The sequence below is a fragment of the Streptomyces sp. NPDC052064 genome (assembly GCF_055585925.1).
In genome coordinates this window covers 138,209-153,171 of record NZ_JBVJJE010000009.1, presented here as the reverse complement: position 1 = coordinate 153,171, position 14,963 = coordinate 138,209, and the positions used below count along the sequence as shown (strand labels likewise).

Below are 14,963 nucleotides of genomic sequence, written 5' to 3'. Positions count from 1 at the left end.
GAGGTGTAGGTGTCCGTGTGGCTCGCGATCACCCCAGCCGGAGAAGTGACCGCTCACCTCGCGGCGGGAAGTACCTCCAAGGTCACCTGGATCAGTCTGGATGGCGCCGCCTGCCGTCTGGACGCACCCGACGAGGTTGACTGAGTCGAGCCCGTCAGCGCCCGGCAGCGGTCTGGCTGGCCCTCCATTCAGGAGCCTCGGGCGTGTCCTGGAACTCCAGGAGGTGCTGTCCGGCGAGCCGCTGCAGGGCGTCGCGTACGTCTGCCGGTGTGACGTAGAAGAACTCCCGGCGTAGGTTGACCCGGTTGACGCGGCGGGACTCGAACTCCTGGTGCAGGCGGCGTTCCAGGCCGACGGCGTCCTCACTGAAGATCAGGGCGTGTACGTCGAAGCGGAAGGGGACGGACGCGTCCCCGAGTTCGATGACGCGGTCCATGGGATCGAGGCGCCGGGTCATACCGATCTTGACCATGCGTTCGCCGAACGCTCCGACGTTGGAGATGACGTAGACGTATCCGGCCCGGATGTTGGCCTCGCGGGCCTCGACCGCCTCCAGCTCGGCGCCCAACTCGGCGAGTTTTCCTTCGAGTTCGGCGATGGCGGCCGCATCGCCGGTGCCGGAGCGCAGGCGGCGCAGGGCGCCCTCGTAGTGGCTGCGTTCCTTCTCCAGCCGCTGCCGCTCGCGCTCGATCTCGCGCTGCAGGCGCTCCTCCTCGCGCTGCTGGGCTCGTAGCTCTCGCTGCTCCTCCCGCTCGGTCTCCTTCCTCACCACGTAGTCCGCCGTCAGCTCCAACTCCTGCACCCGCAGCTGGTGGTAGTCATCGCCAATGCGGATCTGCATGGTGGCGCCGAGCCGGGCGATCGACTCCCGTGTCTTGCCGAGCCGGTCGATCAGCGAGTCGAGCCGGTGCGGCTTCATGCCGCGCACCGCGTTGTCCGCCTCGGCGTTGTACGCGCGCAGCATCAGCTTGGAGAAGTCACGGACCATCTTGCGGCCCTTGGCAGCTGAGCCGTCCACCATCCAGTACTGGTTCCCGAGCACTGCCCGGTCGTCCCTCGCCAACTGCTTGTAGCGGGCCTTGAGACTGTCGAGCCGGTCCTTGTAGGCGAGCGCGTCGGCGAGCGGATGGCGGTACTCGTAAATGCCGGCCTCTTGCAGCATCCGCGTCTCGTCGGTGAGCACCAGATCCCGGCGCGCGGCCGTGAGGCGCTGTTCGGCCTCCGCCGTCTGGCGAGCCATGTCGTCGGCTTGGCGGCGCACGTCAACCAGGGACTGCGCGGCGCTCTCGGCGGCGTGCTCTATCTTCTCGTCGAGGAGAGCGTCGATCCGTCCGATCTCTTGGAGCTTCTCCTCGTGCGCGCGGCGCAGTCGCTGCTGCTCGGCGGCTATCTGAGCGCTGTCGGCTCCGATGAGACGACTCAATTGCTCCGTCAGGTGACGTTTGTCTTCCTGTAGTCCGCGTACCTGTGTTTCCATCAGCGCCAGCTCGCCCGCCAGACGCGCCGCCTCGGACTCCGCTTGCTTACGGCGCCGGCCGAACAGACCCCCACCTGTGGCCGGGACCGTCGCCTGGGGACCGTAGGGGGACTGCTGAGGAACGGGTGCGCTCGGCTGCGCCGCGGCCCCCTCCGGGATCCAGATCTGCCAGCCTGGGGGTGTGGGCCATGCGGGATCCGGTTCCCAGCCCGGTGGCGGGCTCCACCCCTCCGGCGGGGCGGGCCAGGTGGGCGGCGGGTTGAACCGGTAGGTCATGGGGCAACGACTCCTGTCGCGAGGGCGAGAGACGGCCGGCGTAACCCCGATGCCGTCCGGCAGCCAGCGGGCCGAGTCGAACGTACTCGGCCTTGTGGACCTTCGTCCTGCCATCTCCTGTTTTTGGCCCTCCTGGAAGCAGATCCGACGAGGTGGGTAAGCCGCAGGGAGCCGTTAGACTCCGGCCGCTGTCAGGACAGCCCTCCGCCGGCAGCGAAGTGCCCTTCGTCCTCGAGGGACCGGTCCGGCGCCCCCGGGCACGGCCGACCGCCCCTGACGCACCGGGTAAAGGTGAAGCGAGGATGGCCACCCCTCTGTCCGCGGACATTTCCTGTCCGTTCTCAAGAACGCACCGCTTGGCGTTGTCGAACACGGATCCTGGCGCACCCACAACCGCGACCAGCACGGTAACTGGGGCCCCGTGAACGGGGTGATGATCCACCACACGGGCGCGTACTCCTCCGCGTCTTGTGCCTCCCCCTGGCCACGCCGCGCGCGCCCGCGACCTGTGGCACGAGGTCGCCCCCTGCAGTCGGCCCGGAACGGATTCAGCACACATGAGGCCGGGAAACCCTGGGAACATGCAAGGACCACCGAGAAATGTTTCTCCAGGTCAAACGCGGCCATGGCGGAGTTTCCCCAGGTCACGACCTTGATCAGAGAAAACTCCTAAAGCGGGGGTCGCAGGTTCGAATCCTGCCGGGGGCACCAGCGCAAAGGCCCCGGACCGATCATGGTCCGGGGCCTTTGACATCCACTTCTGACATCAACGCGGGCGACGGAAACGGTTCATGCGCGCCGTGCCTGCCGGTACTTCTCGTACAGCTGGTCGGCTTCCGCGCAAGCGAGTTCGAGGTTCACGCCCTCCTTGTCCACGCTCGTGCACGTCACGCAGGTGCTGCAATGGCCGGCCAGACGCACGTACGCGTCCGTCCACGGGGCATCGACGAATGACGGGTACGGGGTAGCGCTCATGCCTCGGGCTCCGTGTCCAGGCAGTGCCGTCCGGCGACGATCAGCCGGGCCACCGCGAGCGGAGTGCACAGCACTGCGGCCGAGTCCATCGGAACCGACCAGTAAGAGGCGAGCGCCTGTTCCCGGTTCACAGCATCCAGCCGCGGCACTCCCAGATAGCTGCCGTGGCCGAGACAATCCACCTCCAGGGCACGCCACGCCTCGGCCATCTGATGCAGTGTCGCCGGCATGCTCGCGGGCACCAGCGCGTAGTACCGCGAAAAGCGCGGGTCACAGATCACCGGCCCGCCGCCGAGGGCCTCGGCCAGGAACTCGTCCAAGCAGCCGACCTCGGCGCTGGTGCTGAGAGCGGCCGGCAGGCACTCAGGAATCCGTACGGCGGAGAAAAGCCCACCGAGCGGCAGCATCGCCACCCGGTGCTGCCGCCACTCCCACCGGGCCCGCTCCCGGAGCGCGGGTGGCAGCGTCGCCAGCAGCCAGTGCTCCGTCGCGAGCCGACGGTCCGCGGTGAGGTGGATGAGCACGCCGGGCTCCGCCCTGATCGGGCGCAGAACGCTGAGTGCGCCCGAGGCTTCCCCCGGCTGGATACCCACTGGCGTATCGGCGTCCACGGCTGCACCCTCCCTATACGCTGAGTTGTCGAGTCGCTACTGCCTGAGCGGTAGAAAACGCCGGTCACCGGATGAAGTCACTGGCAGTACAGGTATGGATGGGGCCCACGCGGGGATAAGTGGTCGAGGTGCCGTCAAGTCCGGGACGAACCCTGACTGGTGGTCGGGGCATGCCCTCGCGATCCCGGATCGGGGTCATCTCCGGATCCGTATTCCGGGTCATCCGGGAGCAGCTTGGCCGGACGCAGGACGATGTGGCCGAGCGGTTGGAGGTCTCGCCGGACACGATCGCGGGCTGGGAGTCCGGGCGTCGGCCCCTGCCCTCGTTGCCGGTCGGGCAGATGCTCGTGCACCGGCACCGCCTGATGCAGATGGGCACTTCCCCCGCCCTGCTTCAGGCCCTTGAGAGAGCGACAGAGGCCGACGTTCTCCCGGCCGGCGCCTTGGACGAGCAGACACCCGCCGACGAGAGCCCGCTCGGGGCGTGGGTCATGCAGCGCGACCTGGTCGAGGTCCTCGCATGGCCGCTCACCCGGGTGCCCCCACAGCCGGTTCGCGATCTGCCGGCGCCCCGGAGGCCGCGCCGAGGACCCGCACCGTCAGCGCCCGAGCTGCCGGCCACCGACCGGCGCAAGTTCTTCGCACGGATGCGGGACACGGCAGAACAGGCGCGACGCGAGGAGCAGTTCCTGCTACGACGTCAGGCGCTGTACCTGTCCGGCTATGACGACCAGGCCGACACTTCCGAGTGGCTCGCCCGCGAACAGGCCACGGAGCGGCCCGAAGGCTGGCTCATCGACTGGTTGAACGCCCGCTCCGTGGCGGCCGTCGCCGCGCGGCAGGGCGACCGCGAGAGGATGGGCCATTTCATCGACACCGTCCTGCTCGACGATGACCGTGGCGAGGCCGCGAACCTGAACTACTGGGCGTACTGGGTGGGAGAGAGCCGCCACCTCGAACTGTCCGACGACTTCATCGCTTCCCGCGAGCCTGGTCCCTGGCCGGGGGACAAGCTGCTCTCCCACCTCGCGCACGGCCTGGCGCCTCACCACGGGTACGTCGACCTGAACATCCACTCCCTGTGGTCCCTGCTCGCCATCCGGCCGAACCTGCTGAAGTCCGGGGCAGCGACCCGAGCCCTACGCGACCGGCTGCCGGTGATGTTGGATAGCCGGGAGTTGTCGGCTCGCGCTCGCCGTGAACTGGACAGCATCAGGTATGCGATCCGCCTTGCTGAGGCGTGAGAGGAGACTCGACCGTGGCCGAAGAGCTGACCCAGGTGGCACAGTTCTTGTACGAAGCGGGGACGCTCAAGCAGTCGAAGCGCACCGGGTGGTGGATGGCAGGGGTGCGCGACCCGGAGAGCGTCGCCGAGCACTCCTGGCGCACCTCACTGATCGCGTCGATCATCGCCAAACTGGAAGGGGCAGACCCTGCCCGTGCCGCGTTCCTGGCGGTGTGGCACGACTCGCAGGAGACCAGGACCGGGGACGTCAACCACCTGGCCAAGAAGTACGGCGCCGGCGAAGCCGACCCCGCGGAGGTCACCGCCGACCAAGTGGCGGGCATGCCCGAGGCCCTCGCCTCCACTGTGCGCGAACTGATCAGCGAGTACGAGGCCCGGGAAACTCCCGAAGCAATCTGCGCGCGAGACGCGGACAAGCTCGAGTGCATGCTCCAGGGCATCGAATACAAAGCCCAAGGCTACGAGCACGCACAGCGCTGGATCGACAACAGCCGCGGTCGCCTAGTCACGAAGGCGGCCAACGAACTGGCCGACCAACTACTGGCGACCGACCCATTGGACTGGCTGCGCAGCACGATGGGCGAGTTGGGCTGACACTTCCTGCCACTCACCTAGCGGCGTCAGAACACTGAACTGCCGCCCTTGCACTTAACTTCAAGTCCCAGCCGACCGACTGAGTTACAACTTTCTCTACAGGTTCTACAGGTTCAAGCACCCGTCGTCGCTCCGCTCCTCCGGGCGGGCACGGCATGGGGTCAGAACAGGCCTCCGGCGGGGGATCGGCCGACGCCGGGATGAAGGGGGCGCCGTTCCCGGGTGCGGGGTCGTAGGGGTGTGTGTGGGAGGCTCCCATCCCGTTTGCCGTCGACCCAGGCAGAGCCGAGCAGACACGGTCCCTGGCGTCCAGGTCGTTCGTACAGTGGCGCGTGACAGCGAGCTTCCATGCTGCGCGCGGACGACCGCTACTGTGCGGTGAGCGGCACCGCTAGCAGCTCATACGGTGGCAGTGGTGAGTCGCTGGCAGCGGATGCGCCCTGATCAGACGGTCGGCAAGCGGGTCCTGGCCCTCATTTGGGCAGCAGCATCCATGGAACCGCCTCACGTCCGAAGCGCCGAGCAGTGCCCACCCCGCATACCCCCGGAACACCACAGCACGCGCCAACACACGAGGTCACGGCGGCGCGTAAACCTACGGGCTGTGCCTCCGCGGCGTCGAAGTGGGCCGACCGCATCAGATGCCTGTGCAACGAGGCCGGCCGTGCCCTTCTCAGCGGTGGCGCGGGCGAGGCAGCAAGGCGAACGCGCTCTCCGCAATCGAGGTCAGGCGGGCGGGACTGTGGCCGAACGCGCCTACGACATCGATCCCGCGGATGATGGTCAGCAGAAGGTAGGCAAGGTCGTCGGGATCCGCGTCGGGGTCGATGTCGCCGTTGCGCTGCGCCGCTCGCACACACTCGGCCACCGCCGTCCGGACCACGGAGAAGCAGTCGTTGGCCAGGCGTTTCACTTCGGGGTCGGAGGTTCCGATCTCCAGGGCCATCTTGGCGGCGAAGCAGGCCGCGGCCGCCCGGTCGGGGGCGGGGGGTACGTCGGGGGCGAGTGGCACTCCGTGGACGGCGCGGAGCAAGTACGCGTGCAGTCGTTCCAGGGCGCCCTCGTCCGGTCCGGCGAGCATGTTCCGCGGACCTTGCCCCAGCCGGGCGAAGTAGCCGGCCATCGCCTGCAGCAGCACGCCGTGCTTGCCGTCGAACGCGGCGTAGAGGCTGCCGCGGCCCAGGCCGGTGGCGTCGCTGATGTCGTCGACGCTCGTGCCGTTGTAGCCCGTGGTGCGGAACTGCCGCTCGGCGGCATGGAGGACGTGGTCACGGTCGAAGCTTCGTGGTCTCGCCATACATAGAAGGTAAAGCCGACCTGCCGTTCTTGACAACCCAGTACAGAACTACCTAGGTTTCGGACTGTTCAGTAAACAACCATGCTGAGCTCACCGGACAGGGTGCGTGCACGCCTGGCGCTATGGAGAGCAACCCATGCCTTTGCACTCCTCCGCGCCGCCCGGCATTGCGACGCCTTCCAGGCCGGCAAGGCCCGGTCTGATCCTCGCGACCTGGCGACGGCGAGTTTCATCGCCGGACTGGATCTGTACATCACGAACGTCGGGCTGTCCTCGGCGCGGGGCACTTCCTGCACCTCGAACAGCCCAAGACGGTCGCCGACCACATCCTGGGCTTCCTGAACAGCTGACCACCCTCCAACCACCCAGAACTCGAAGGGTTGACCGAACCATGACTGACAAGGAAAGGCAGGAGGCCATGGCTGTGACGACTCCTCCGTACACGAGCGACGCACTGGCCGAGGGGACCGTCGACGCGGTGGTGATCGGCGGGGGCGCCGCGGGGCTGAACGGTGCACTGATCCTCGCCCGCTCCCGCCGCTCGGTCGTCGTGATCGACGGCGGCTCCCCGCGCAACGCCCCCGCGCAGGCCGTGCACGGCCTTCTCGCCCTGGACGGCACCCCGCCGTCCGAGATCCTTCGACGGGGCCGGGAGCAGGTGCGCCAGTACGGCGGACGCGTCGTGTTCGGCGAGGTGGTCTCGGCCGAGTCCGCCGCCCCGTCGGCGGACGGGGACCTGCGGTTCACCGTCACCCTGGCCGACGGCCGCAGCATCACCGCTCGCCGCATCCTGGTGGCCACCGGCCTGAAGGATGTGCTGCCGGAGGTGCCCGGGCTCGCCGAGCACTGGGGACACAGTGTGGTGCACTGCCCCTACTGCCACGGCTGGGAGGTGCGCGATGAGCCCATCGGTATCCTCGCCACCGGCCCGGCCTCCATCAGCCACGCGTTTTTGTTCCGCCAGCTGACCGAGGACCTGACCTACTTCACCCACGGCACCGACCTGGACGAGGACAGCCGCGCCCGCTTCGCCGCCCGCGGCATCCGCGTCATCGACACCCCGGTCACCGAGGTCGTCAACGACGAGGACGGTGCCCTCGCCGGGGTGCGCCTGGCCGACGGCCAGGTCGTGGCCCGCCGCGTCCTCGCGGTCGCCGCGCCGATGCAGGCCCGCACCCAGGGCCTGGAAGGTCTGGGCCTGCCGGTGCGGGACCTGCCGACGGGCCGCGGTTTCGCCTCCGGCACGGCCGGCACCACCGAGGTGCCGGGCGTGTGGGTGGCCGGCAACGCCACCGATCTGGTCGCCCAGGTCGGGGCCTCCGCAGCGGCCGGCGCACTGGCCGGCGCCGACATCAACAGGATGCTGGCCATCGCGGACACCGACGCGGCCCTCCAGGGGATCGCCGAGGGAAGCCCACAAGGGGCCACAGGATGATCTTGAAGCCCGGAGATCTCAGCCCGTCGCCCGCTCGCCTCACGGGCAATCAAGTGATTCCGCTCGTCCGCCCCGTCCCTCTCAGGAGTTACTGATGCCCTTCCTTGCGAACACCCCCGTGGAGAAGATGACCGGGCCGTACGCGCGGCGCTGGTGGGCGCTGCTCGTGTTGTGCCTGAGCCTGCTGATCACGGTGATGGCGAACACGTCGCTGATCGTCGCCGCCCCCGACATGACCACCGACCTGGGCCTGAGCAGCAGCGATCTGCAGTGGGTCGTCGATAGCTACACCGTTCCGTACGCGGCGCTGATGCTGGTGCTGGGCGCGATCGGCGACAAGTACAGCCGACGCGGCGCGCTGGTGCTGGGTCTGCTGATCTTCGCCGGCGGTTCGGTGATGGGGAGCATGGTCGACGAGACCTCGCTGGTCATCGCGGCCCGCGCGATCATGGGTGTCGGTGCCGCGGTCGTGATGCCGGCCACGCTGTCCCTGGTGGTCGCGACCTTCCCCCGGAGCGAGCGGGCCAAGGCCATCACCGCCTGGGCCGCGACCTCCGGGCTGGCGGTAGCCGTCGGCCCGCTGGTCTCCGGCTGGCTGCTCGAGGACCACGCCTGGGGCTCGACCTTCCTGATCAACGTGCCGATCGCCGTCCTCGCCGTGTTCGGCGCGCTCGCCCTGGTACCGCCGTCCAAGGCGGAGGGCATGGGCCGGATCGACTACGTCGGTGGGCTGCTGTCGATCGTCACCGTCGGCTCCCTGATCTACGCCGCCATCGAGGGCCCGCACGCCGGCTGGGGCGCCGGCCCCGTCGCCGCCGCCGTGGTCGCCGGTGTCGGTCTGGTCGCCTTCGTCGCCTGGGAGCTGCGGCACCCGCACCCGATGCTGGACGTCCGGAAGTTCGCGCTGCGGCCCTTCAGCGGCTCGATGCTCGCGGTGATGTTCTTCTTCTTCGGCATGTTCGCCGTGATCTACTACTCGACGCAGTTCCTGCAGTTCGTCCTCGGCTACGGCGCCCTGGACACGGGCGTACGGCTACTGCCGCTGGGCGGCGCGGTGTTCCTCGGGTCCGCGGTGACCGGGATGCTCGCCCCGAAGCTGGGGGTGAAGGCGATGGCCGTGACCGGCCTGGCCATCGGCACGGCGGGCATGTTCCTGCTCACCCAGATCGACAAGGGGTCGACGTACGGGGACTTCCTGGCGCCGCTGATGATGCTGGGCCTCGCTCTCGGACTGGCCATCTCCCCGGCGACCGACACGATCATGGGCTCCTTCCCCGAGTCCGAGCTGGGCGTCGGCGGCGGTGTCAACGACACCGCGCTGGAGCTGGGCGGGGCGCTGGGCATCGCGGTGCTGGGCTCGCTACTGGGCACGGCCTACCGGGACGAGCTGACCGACCTGGTGGGCAACCGGCTCCCGGCGGAGGCGATGGAGACCGCCAAGGACTCGGTCGGCGCCGGCCTGGCCGTCGCGGAGCGGGTCGCGCAGGATCCCTCCGCCGGGCCCCAGCAGGCCCAGGCCGCCGTGGACGCCGTCCACCAGGCCTTCGCCCACGGAGTCGCCCAGACCAGCCTCATCGGCGGGATCATCATGGCCGCCGGAACACTGATCGTCCTCGCGGTCCTGCCGGGCCGGCGCGAGTTCGCGAGGAAGAGCGCCGAGCCGGGGGCCGGGACGGCGGCGAGCGAGGCGGCGACTGTGCGGGAGCACACCGGGTCCACCCGCTAGATCGCCGGCGGAGCGTGCCTGGGCGAGGCGATCCGCTCGGCGCTCCGAAAGGTCATGGCCGCGCTGCCCGCCCGGCACCGCGGCGACGCCGCGCGCATCAGCGAGCGCATCCTCGTCGACCCCGTCCGCTGGATGCACGGCATCGAAACGGCCACCGACGCCCATCTCGCAGAGCTCCAGCACGCCGCCTTCACCGACCGCCGACTCCAGCTGACCTACCGCAGCAGCGACGCCCGCGAGCCACACCGCTATACCGTCGACCCGTACGGGCTGGTCAGCAAAGCAGGCGTCTGGTACCTGGTCGCCGACCGGGGCGGCGAGCCCCGGCTGTTCCGAGCCGACCGCGTCCTTGCCGCCGAGGTCGTCGACGAACCCGTCCACCGCCGTCCCGGCCAGCACCTCGCCACCGTCTGGGCCCTGCTGCGCCAACGCTTCGAGAGCCTGCCGGACGGCATCCACGTCCACTGCCGCGTACGCCGCGAGCAACTGGAGATCTTCCAGCGCCTTTTCGTCTCCCGGCTGGTCGCCCCGCCTCACCTCTACGGTGCGCGGACCTGACGGCACCGACCGACCTGCGCCGAACAACAAGTCGGCATCGAGAGTCGGCCGGTTCAGGACCCGGTGGAGTCGGACGGCGGGCGCGAGCCGCCGAAGCCGTGTTCCGAGAAGTCTCACCAGTTGCCCTCCGCATCCATGGCCCGGTACTCGGCGAAGGGCCGGTTGGCGAAGCGTTCGGCCGGTACCGGAGTGGCGGCCGCCGCCACCAGGGGACAGCAGGCAGCGGCGAGAGCGGCGGGCGATTCACATCGGCCTTGTTCGCAAGGCGTTGTTGTGTCTGATCGACCATGCCGACACCGGCAGGCTGTGTACTCGCGAAACGGCCCCCCGAGTTGGGCATCCGAACCGCCGGGCCAAGCGCAGAGTCCGTGCACACTTGATTCTCCCCGCCATGCTTCGAAGCCGTGCCCACAGCGTGGCCGCAAGAGGGGACAACCACGGTGGACGGCTGTGTGAAAAGGCCCGCGCGCCGATCCCGACATCGGGAATCCACGCAGGTCAGCAATCGAGTGACCGCACAAGCTCCGTCACTTCCCAAGCTGCTGCGTCCGTCCCGTCGCGGCGGGTGGTCTAACGAGGGCAGCAAGCACCCAACGCCGAACCATGACTCGACTTGATACTGGGTATCAGTTAGGTATATGGTCGCCTCATAAGACTTCATCCCGAACGGGAGTGCTTTCCCATGAGCAAGATCTGGTTCATCACCGGCTCGTCGCGGGGCTTCGGCCGCCAGTTCGTCCAGGCGGCCCTGGAGCGCGGCGACCGGGTCGCGGCCACCGCCCGCAACACCGACTCCCTGGCGGACCTGGTGGCCGCCCACGGCGCGGCGATCCTGCCGCTGACCCTGGACGTCACCGACAAGGCCGCCGCATTCGAGGCCGTCAAGCGGGCGCACGAGCACTTCGGCCGCCTGGACGTCGTCGTCAACAACGCCGGACACGGCCTGTTCGGCGCGGTCGAGGAGCTGACGGAGCAGCAGGTCCGCGGCCAGATGGAGACCAACTTCTACGGCGCCCTGTGGGTCACCCAGGCTGCCCTGCCCCTCCTGCGGGCCCAGGGCAGCGGTCACATCGTGCAGATCTCCACGGTCGGCGGCGTCGTCTCCTTCCCCAACCTGGGCGGCTACAACGCCTCCAAGTGGGCCCTGGAGGGCCTGACCGAGGCCCTCGCCCAGGAGGTCGCCGCCTTCGGCATCAAGGTCACCCTCGTCGAGCCCGGCGGCTTCGAAACCGACTGGGCCGGCCCCTCCGCCACCTTCGCCACGCAACTGCCCGCCTACGACGGCCTGCGCGCGGCCGTGGCCGCCGCCTGGGGCGATGTCGAATCCGGCGACCCGGCCGCAACCGGCGCGGCACTGCTGAAGATCGTGGACGCCGACAACCCGCCCCTGCGGGTCTTCTTCGGCACCGCCCCCCTCCACCTCGTCCCACAGGTCTACGCCGAGCGACTGAAGACCTGGGAGGAATGGGCCGACATCTCCACCCAGGCCCAGGGCAACGCCGCATAACCGTGCGTCGGCAGCGCCGGCCAAGGCCGGCGCACGCCCCACAGCCACGCGAGCGGTCGCCGGGCGTGCGCACTTTCGCAGCGAGCAACCGCACGCTCGCCAGCCGAGGTGGCGGCCTGACGGTCGCCACCGCCCTGGGCGTGCCACTGGGTACCTGGATCGGCCGTACGGACTGGCGGCTGACGATGTGGCTGGTGACCGGCCTGGGCGCGGAGGCCTTCGCGGGGGTCGCGCTGCTCCTGCGCGGACTTCCCGCACCGACCGCCGCGCTGAGCCTGCGTGAGCGGCTGGCTCCCCTCACGAAACGGGGCGTGCTGGGAGCGGCGACGATGACGTTCCTGTTCGCCCCCGCCTCGCAGACCACGAACATCTACCTCAGCGTGGCCATGCGCGAGGCGACGAACGGCTCCCAGGACCTGCTGCCCCTGCTGTTCCTGGTCGGCGGGCTGGTCTCGGTCGTCGGCTCCTCGGCGGGTGGCCGCATGGTGGACGCCTGGGGCCCGCGGCCGGTGATCCTCTGGGCGACCATCTCCATGGCCGTCCTCACGGCGGCCTCCCCCTGGACCTTCCGTTCCCTTCCCATCGCCCTGGCCGCCTACCCGATCACCATGTTGATCGGCTGGGCCCTCTCCATCGCCCTGATCGCCCGGCTCGCCTCCCTCCTGGTGTCGCTGAACAGCAGCGCCCTCTACCTGGGCACGGCGGCGGGCGGCGTGGGAAACCTTGCCATCGCTCTGTTCGGAGACCGGTGGTTCCTGCTGGCCGGGCGGGCCTGATGCTGGTGGCCACGGGGATGGCGATGGCGACCACGAGGGGGCGGAGCAGCCGACCTACGCGGACCGGGGGCACGGCAACCGCCCCAGCTCTCGTCGTGGGCAGTCGTCCCTCAGAGCGATAGACCGCTCTGGTGTACGCGCCTTGGGTCGTCGGCGCATGGGCCGCCTTCGTCGCCATCGGGGCGCCCGACCCGGAACCGCTCACCCTACGGTTCACACTGCCACCGCTGTCCGTACGAGCCAGATGAACAGACACATAACCTCACTCACGGGAGACCTCTCAATGCCGAGCCCCACCCGTAAGACCCTCGTCATACTCGCCCATCCGCGCTTGTCGGAGTCCAAAGTGAACGCCGCACTGGTCGATGGCCTGCTCGGGGTGGAGGGCATCACCGTCAACGATCTCTACGCCCGGTACCCGGACTTCCGTATCGACGTGCCTCATGAACAGCGGCTGCTGCTCGACCATGACGCGGTGGTCCTGCAGTTTCCCCTTTACTGGTACTCGATGCCCGCCCTGCTCAAGCAGTGGTTGGATGTCGTGCTGACCCGCGGGTGGGCCTATGGCCCCGGAAGCAGTGCGCTGCACGGCAAGACACTGCGGCTCGCCGTCTCGACCGGCAGTGACGCCGTCGCCTACCGGCCCGACGGGCCTCACCGCCACACCATGACCGAGTTGCTGCGGCCTATGCTGACCTGGGCCCACCCCACCGGCATGACGCCCGAGGAGCCGCTGATCGTGCACGGCGCCGGCCGAGGACTGGACGCCGAGACGCTCGCCCTCCATGCCAAGCGGTACCGCGAGGCACTCATGGCGGCCTGACACAAGTCCCCCGGGGGGCGTTGACCGGTCGACGGTCGTCGCCCCTGGACGTGAGCACACCGACTTTCATGCAGGGCCCCGGCTACAGCAGCGGCGCCTTCGTCATCGAGTCCGCGATGGACGAACTCGCCCACGAACTCGGCATCGACCCGATCGAACTGCGTCTGCGCAACGAGCCCGCCGCCGACGAGTCCACCGGGCAGCGGTTCTCCACCCGGCGGCTGCGCGAGTGCTACCACGTCGGCGCCCGCGAGTTCGGCTGGCACCGGCGCAAGCCGAAGCCCCGCTCCACACGCGACGGCGACTGGCTGACCGAGGAAGCCCCGCGTCACCACCGAACCGGCCTGAGCCTGTCGCGGCACGGTCAAGCACCCCCCGGCAAGGATTCGCTCCCACCCCTAAAGCGGGTGTCGCAAGGTTCGAATCCTGCCGGGGGCACCACCTGCACCGCAGGTAAGGGAGTCCCAGGCCCCCTCGTTCCATTCAAACGGGGGCCTTCCTCACGTCTGGAGTCCACAAGGAATCCACATCCCCACCCGCCCCGCACCCGCACCCGCACCCGAGACGCACCTCTCGCAGACCTGCGCCGTGTCCGTCGGGAGGACGGCCCGAGCAAGTGAGGGCCCCGAGGAGGCAAGGCCACGCCGGACAGAACCTGGCATACTTGAAGTATGGCAACTCGGAAGATCACCATCACCGTGCCGGAAGAGCTTGTGGAATCGATCAAGGAGCGCGTCGACGCGCGCGGGGTGTCCGGCTACATCGCGGCCGCCGCCGCTCACCAGGACGCCATGGACCGATTGCGCGAATTGGCCGAGCGCCTCGAAGAAGAGCACGGCACCGTGACCGACGAGGAGCAGCAAGCAGCGCTGGACCGCATCGCCGCCATCGACGGCTGGCATGACGAGCAGCGATCGAGTTCGGACGAGGCCGCGTGAGCCGCACCGTCCGAGCGAAACTGCACCGGCCGCGACAGCGCGTCTTCGTGTTCGACTGCGAGGCTCTCTCCAAGGCGGTTCAGGGCAACCGGGAGATCGCTGCGCTGATCAAGACGGCTCCGCGGCTGGACATCCCGATCGTCACCTCGGCGCTCACGACCTTGGAGGCATGGGACTCTCGCGAAACGTCGAGGCAGGCGCTGTGGAACTGGACGCTGTCCCGGATCCGCATCGTGCACACGGACGATCAGGTGATCGCCATGGCGCGAGACATGCTGAAGGCAGCCGGCCTGCATGGGCACAAGTACGCCATCGACGCCATTCTGGCGGCTGTGGCCGGGCGGGAAGCCGTGCAGGGAGCGCAGGCAACCGTCTTCACCTCCGACACCGACGACATGAATCAACTCCTCGCGGGGCACCCCGTGCGAGTCGAGAAGGTCTGACGAAACGCCGCCCGCGCTGCACTCCGACCACTCACCGGCTCCCCCGGACAACCCATGCCCACGTCGGACAGCATCCACCGGCACGTATCCAGCACACATGGGAACGGGAAGCACTGTGAACACATGGGAACTGCGGAGAAGTGTTTCCCCTGGCCAGACGCCCCGTGGCCCCCATTCCCGCAGGTCAGCTCCTCGTCCCGAGAAAACTCCTAAAGCGGGTGTCGCAGGTTCGAATCCTGCCGGGGGCACCAGCGCAAAGGCCCCGGACCGATCATGGTCCG

14 protein-coding genes and 1 pseudogene are annotated in these 14,963 nt (G+C 69.0%); 11 read left to right on the top strand and 4 right to left on the bottom strand.

Annotated features, from left to right (window positions below; all coding sequences use genetic code 11):
- Window positions 1-154 precede the first annotated feature (154 nt).
- The 3 genes from ACZ6TU_RS24890 to ACZ6TU_RS24880 form a co-directional block, all read right to left on the bottom strand.
- Window positions 155-1,423 carry an SNIPE associated domain-containing protein gene (locus tag ACZ6TU_RS24890; RefSeq protein WP_469551094.1) on the bottom strand — a complete coding sequence of 423 codons (1,269 nt, stop codon included), beginning with the start codon at window positions 1,421-1,423 and terminating at the stop codon, window positions 155-157.
- Window positions 1,424-2,542: 1,119 nt separating this feature from the next.
- Window positions 2,543-2,728 (bottom strand): hypothetical protein, encoded by a 186-nt coding sequence (locus tag ACZ6TU_RS24885; protein ID WP_467673089.1) that lies wholly within the window; start codon window positions 2,726-2,728, stop codon window positions 2,543-2,545.
- Window positions 2,725-3,339: a hypothetical protein gene (locus ACZ6TU_RS24880; RefSeq protein WP_467673088.1), complete on the bottom strand. Its 615-nt coding sequence runs from the start codon at window positions 3,337-3,339 to the stop codon at window positions 2,725-2,727. The genes ACZ6TU_RS24885 and ACZ6TU_RS24880 overlap by 4 nt, the downstream gene beginning before the upstream one ends.
- Before the next feature lie 170 nt (window positions 3,340-3,509).
- Between ACZ6TU_RS24880 and ACZ6TU_RS24875 the strand changes: the two genes are divergently transcribed.
- Both ACZ6TU_RS24875 and ACZ6TU_RS24870 read left to right on the top strand, forming a co-directional pair.
- Window positions 3,510-4,583, top strand: coding sequence for a helix-turn-helix domain-containing protein (locus ACZ6TU_RS24875; protein WP_469551090.1), 1,074 nt, complete (start codon window positions 3,510-3,512; stop codon window positions 4,581-4,583).
- A 14-nt stretch (window positions 4,584-4,597) separates the two neighbouring features.
- Entirely contained in the window at window positions 4,598-5,179 is a 582-nt protein-coding gene (locus ACZ6TU_RS24870) for an HD domain-containing protein (protein WP_469551088.1), read from the top strand.
- A 673-nt stretch (window positions 5,180-5,852) separates the two neighbouring features.
- Here ACZ6TU_RS24870 and ACZ6TU_RS24865 read toward each other — a convergent pair.
- Window positions 5,853-6,476 (bottom strand): TetR/AcrR family transcriptional regulator, encoded by a 624-nt coding sequence (locus tag ACZ6TU_RS24865; RefSeq protein ID WP_467673082.1) that lies wholly within the window; start codon window positions 6,474-6,476, stop codon window positions 5,853-5,855.
- A gap of 418 nt (window positions 6,477-6,894) precedes the next feature.
- Between ACZ6TU_RS24865 and ACZ6TU_RS24860 the strand changes: the two genes are divergently transcribed.
- From ACZ6TU_RS24860 to ACZ6TU_RS24820, 9 genes and pseudogenes are all read left to right on the top strand, one after another.
- Complete coding sequence (locus ACZ6TU_RS24860; RefSeq protein ID WP_469551386.1) at window positions 6,895-7,911, top strand: NAD(P)/FAD-dependent oxidoreductase; 1,017 nt, start codon at window positions 6,895-6,897, stop codon at window positions 7,909-7,911.
- 94 nt (window positions 7,912-8,005) lie between these two features.
- Window positions 8,006-9,637: an MFS transporter gene (locus ACZ6TU_RS24855; protein WP_467673081.1), complete on the top strand. Its 1,632-nt coding sequence runs from the start codon at window positions 8,006-8,008 to the stop codon at window positions 9,635-9,637.
- A 54-nt stretch (window positions 9,638-9,691) separates the two neighbouring features.
- On the top strand, window positions 9,692-10,195 hold the full coding sequence (locus ACZ6TU_RS24850; RefSeq protein ID WP_469551084.1) for a helix-turn-helix transcriptional regulator: 504 nt from the start codon (window positions 9,692-9,694) through the stop codon (window positions 10,193-10,195).
- Window positions 10,196-10,877: 682 nt separating this feature from the next.
- Window positions 10,878-11,702: an SDR family oxidoreductase gene (locus ACZ6TU_RS24845; RefSeq protein ID WP_469551081.1), complete on the top strand. Its 825-nt coding sequence runs from the start codon at window positions 10,878-10,880 to the stop codon at window positions 11,700-11,702.
- A gap of 65 nt (window positions 11,703-11,767) precedes the next feature.
- The gene (locus ACZ6TU_RS24840; RefSeq protein ID WP_467673078.1) at window positions 11,768-12,478 is read left to right on the top strand and encodes an MFS transporter; all 711 of its coding nucleotides are present in this window, start codon (window positions 11,768-11,770) and stop codon (window positions 12,476-12,478) included.
- 244 nt (window positions 12,479-12,722) lie between these two features.
- On the top strand, window positions 12,723-13,301 hold the full coding sequence (locus ACZ6TU_RS24835) for an NAD(P)H-dependent oxidoreductase (RefSeq protein WP_467673077.1): 579 nt from the start codon (window positions 12,723-12,725) through the stop codon (window positions 13,299-13,301).
- 32 nt (window positions 13,302-13,333) lie between these two features.
- Window positions 13,334-13,612, top strand: a pseudogene (locus tag ACZ6TU_RS24830) (molybdopterin cofactor-binding domain-containing protein); the annotation flags it as partial.
- A gap of 360 nt (window positions 13,613-13,972) precedes the next feature.
- Window positions 13,973-14,239, top strand: a complete 267-nt coding sequence (locus tag ACZ6TU_RS24825) for a hypothetical protein (RefSeq protein WP_467673075.1) — start codon at window positions 13,973-13,975, stop codon at window positions 14,237-14,239.
- A complete protein-coding gene (locus ACZ6TU_RS24820) occupies window positions 14,236-14,682 on the top strand; it encodes a hypothetical protein (protein WP_467673074.1) in 447 nt (148 codons plus the stop codon). Before ACZ6TU_RS24825 ends, ACZ6TU_RS24820 begins: the two co-directional genes overlap by 4 nt.
- The last annotated feature ends 281 nt before the right edge of the window (window positions 14,683-14,963 follow it).

Bases quoted from the DNA above. Each gene is read 5' to 3' on its own strand.
- ACZ6TU_RS24885 (WP_467673089.1), bottom strand. From the start codon at position 2,728: ATGAGCGCTACCCCGTACCCGTCATTCGTCGATGCCCCGTGGACGGAC.
- ACZ6TU_RS24875 (WP_469551090.1), top strand. From the start codon at position 3,510: ATGCCCTCGCGATCCCGGATCGGGGTCATCTCCGGATCCGTATTCCGG.
- ACZ6TU_RS24865 (WP_467673082.1), bottom strand. From the start codon at position 6,476: ATGGCGAGACCACGAAGCTTCGACCGTGACCACGTCCTCCATGCCGCC.
- ACZ6TU_RS24860 (WP_469551386.1), top strand. From the start codon at position 6,895: ATGGCTGTGACGACTCCTCCGTACACGAGCGACGCACTGGCCGAGGGG.
- ACZ6TU_RS24855 (WP_467673081.1), top strand. From the start codon at position 8,006: ATGCCCTTCCTTGCGAACACCCCCGTGGAGAAGATGACCGGGCCGTAC.
- ACZ6TU_RS24850 (WP_469551084.1), top strand. From the start codon at position 9,692: ATGGCCGCGCTGCCCGCCCGGCACCGCGGCGACGCCGCGCGCATCAGC.
- ACZ6TU_RS24845 (WP_469551081.1), top strand. From the start codon at position 10,878: ATGAGCAAGATCTGGTTCATCACCGGCTCGTCGCGGGGCTTCGGCCGC.
- ACZ6TU_RS24835 (WP_467673077.1), top strand. From the start codon at position 12,723: ATGAACAGACACATAACCTCACTCACGGGAGACCTCTCAATGCCGAGC.
- ACZ6TU_RS24825 (WP_467673075.1), top strand. From the start codon at position 13,973: ATGGCAACTCGGAAGATCACCATCACCGTGCCGGAAGAGCTTGTGGAA.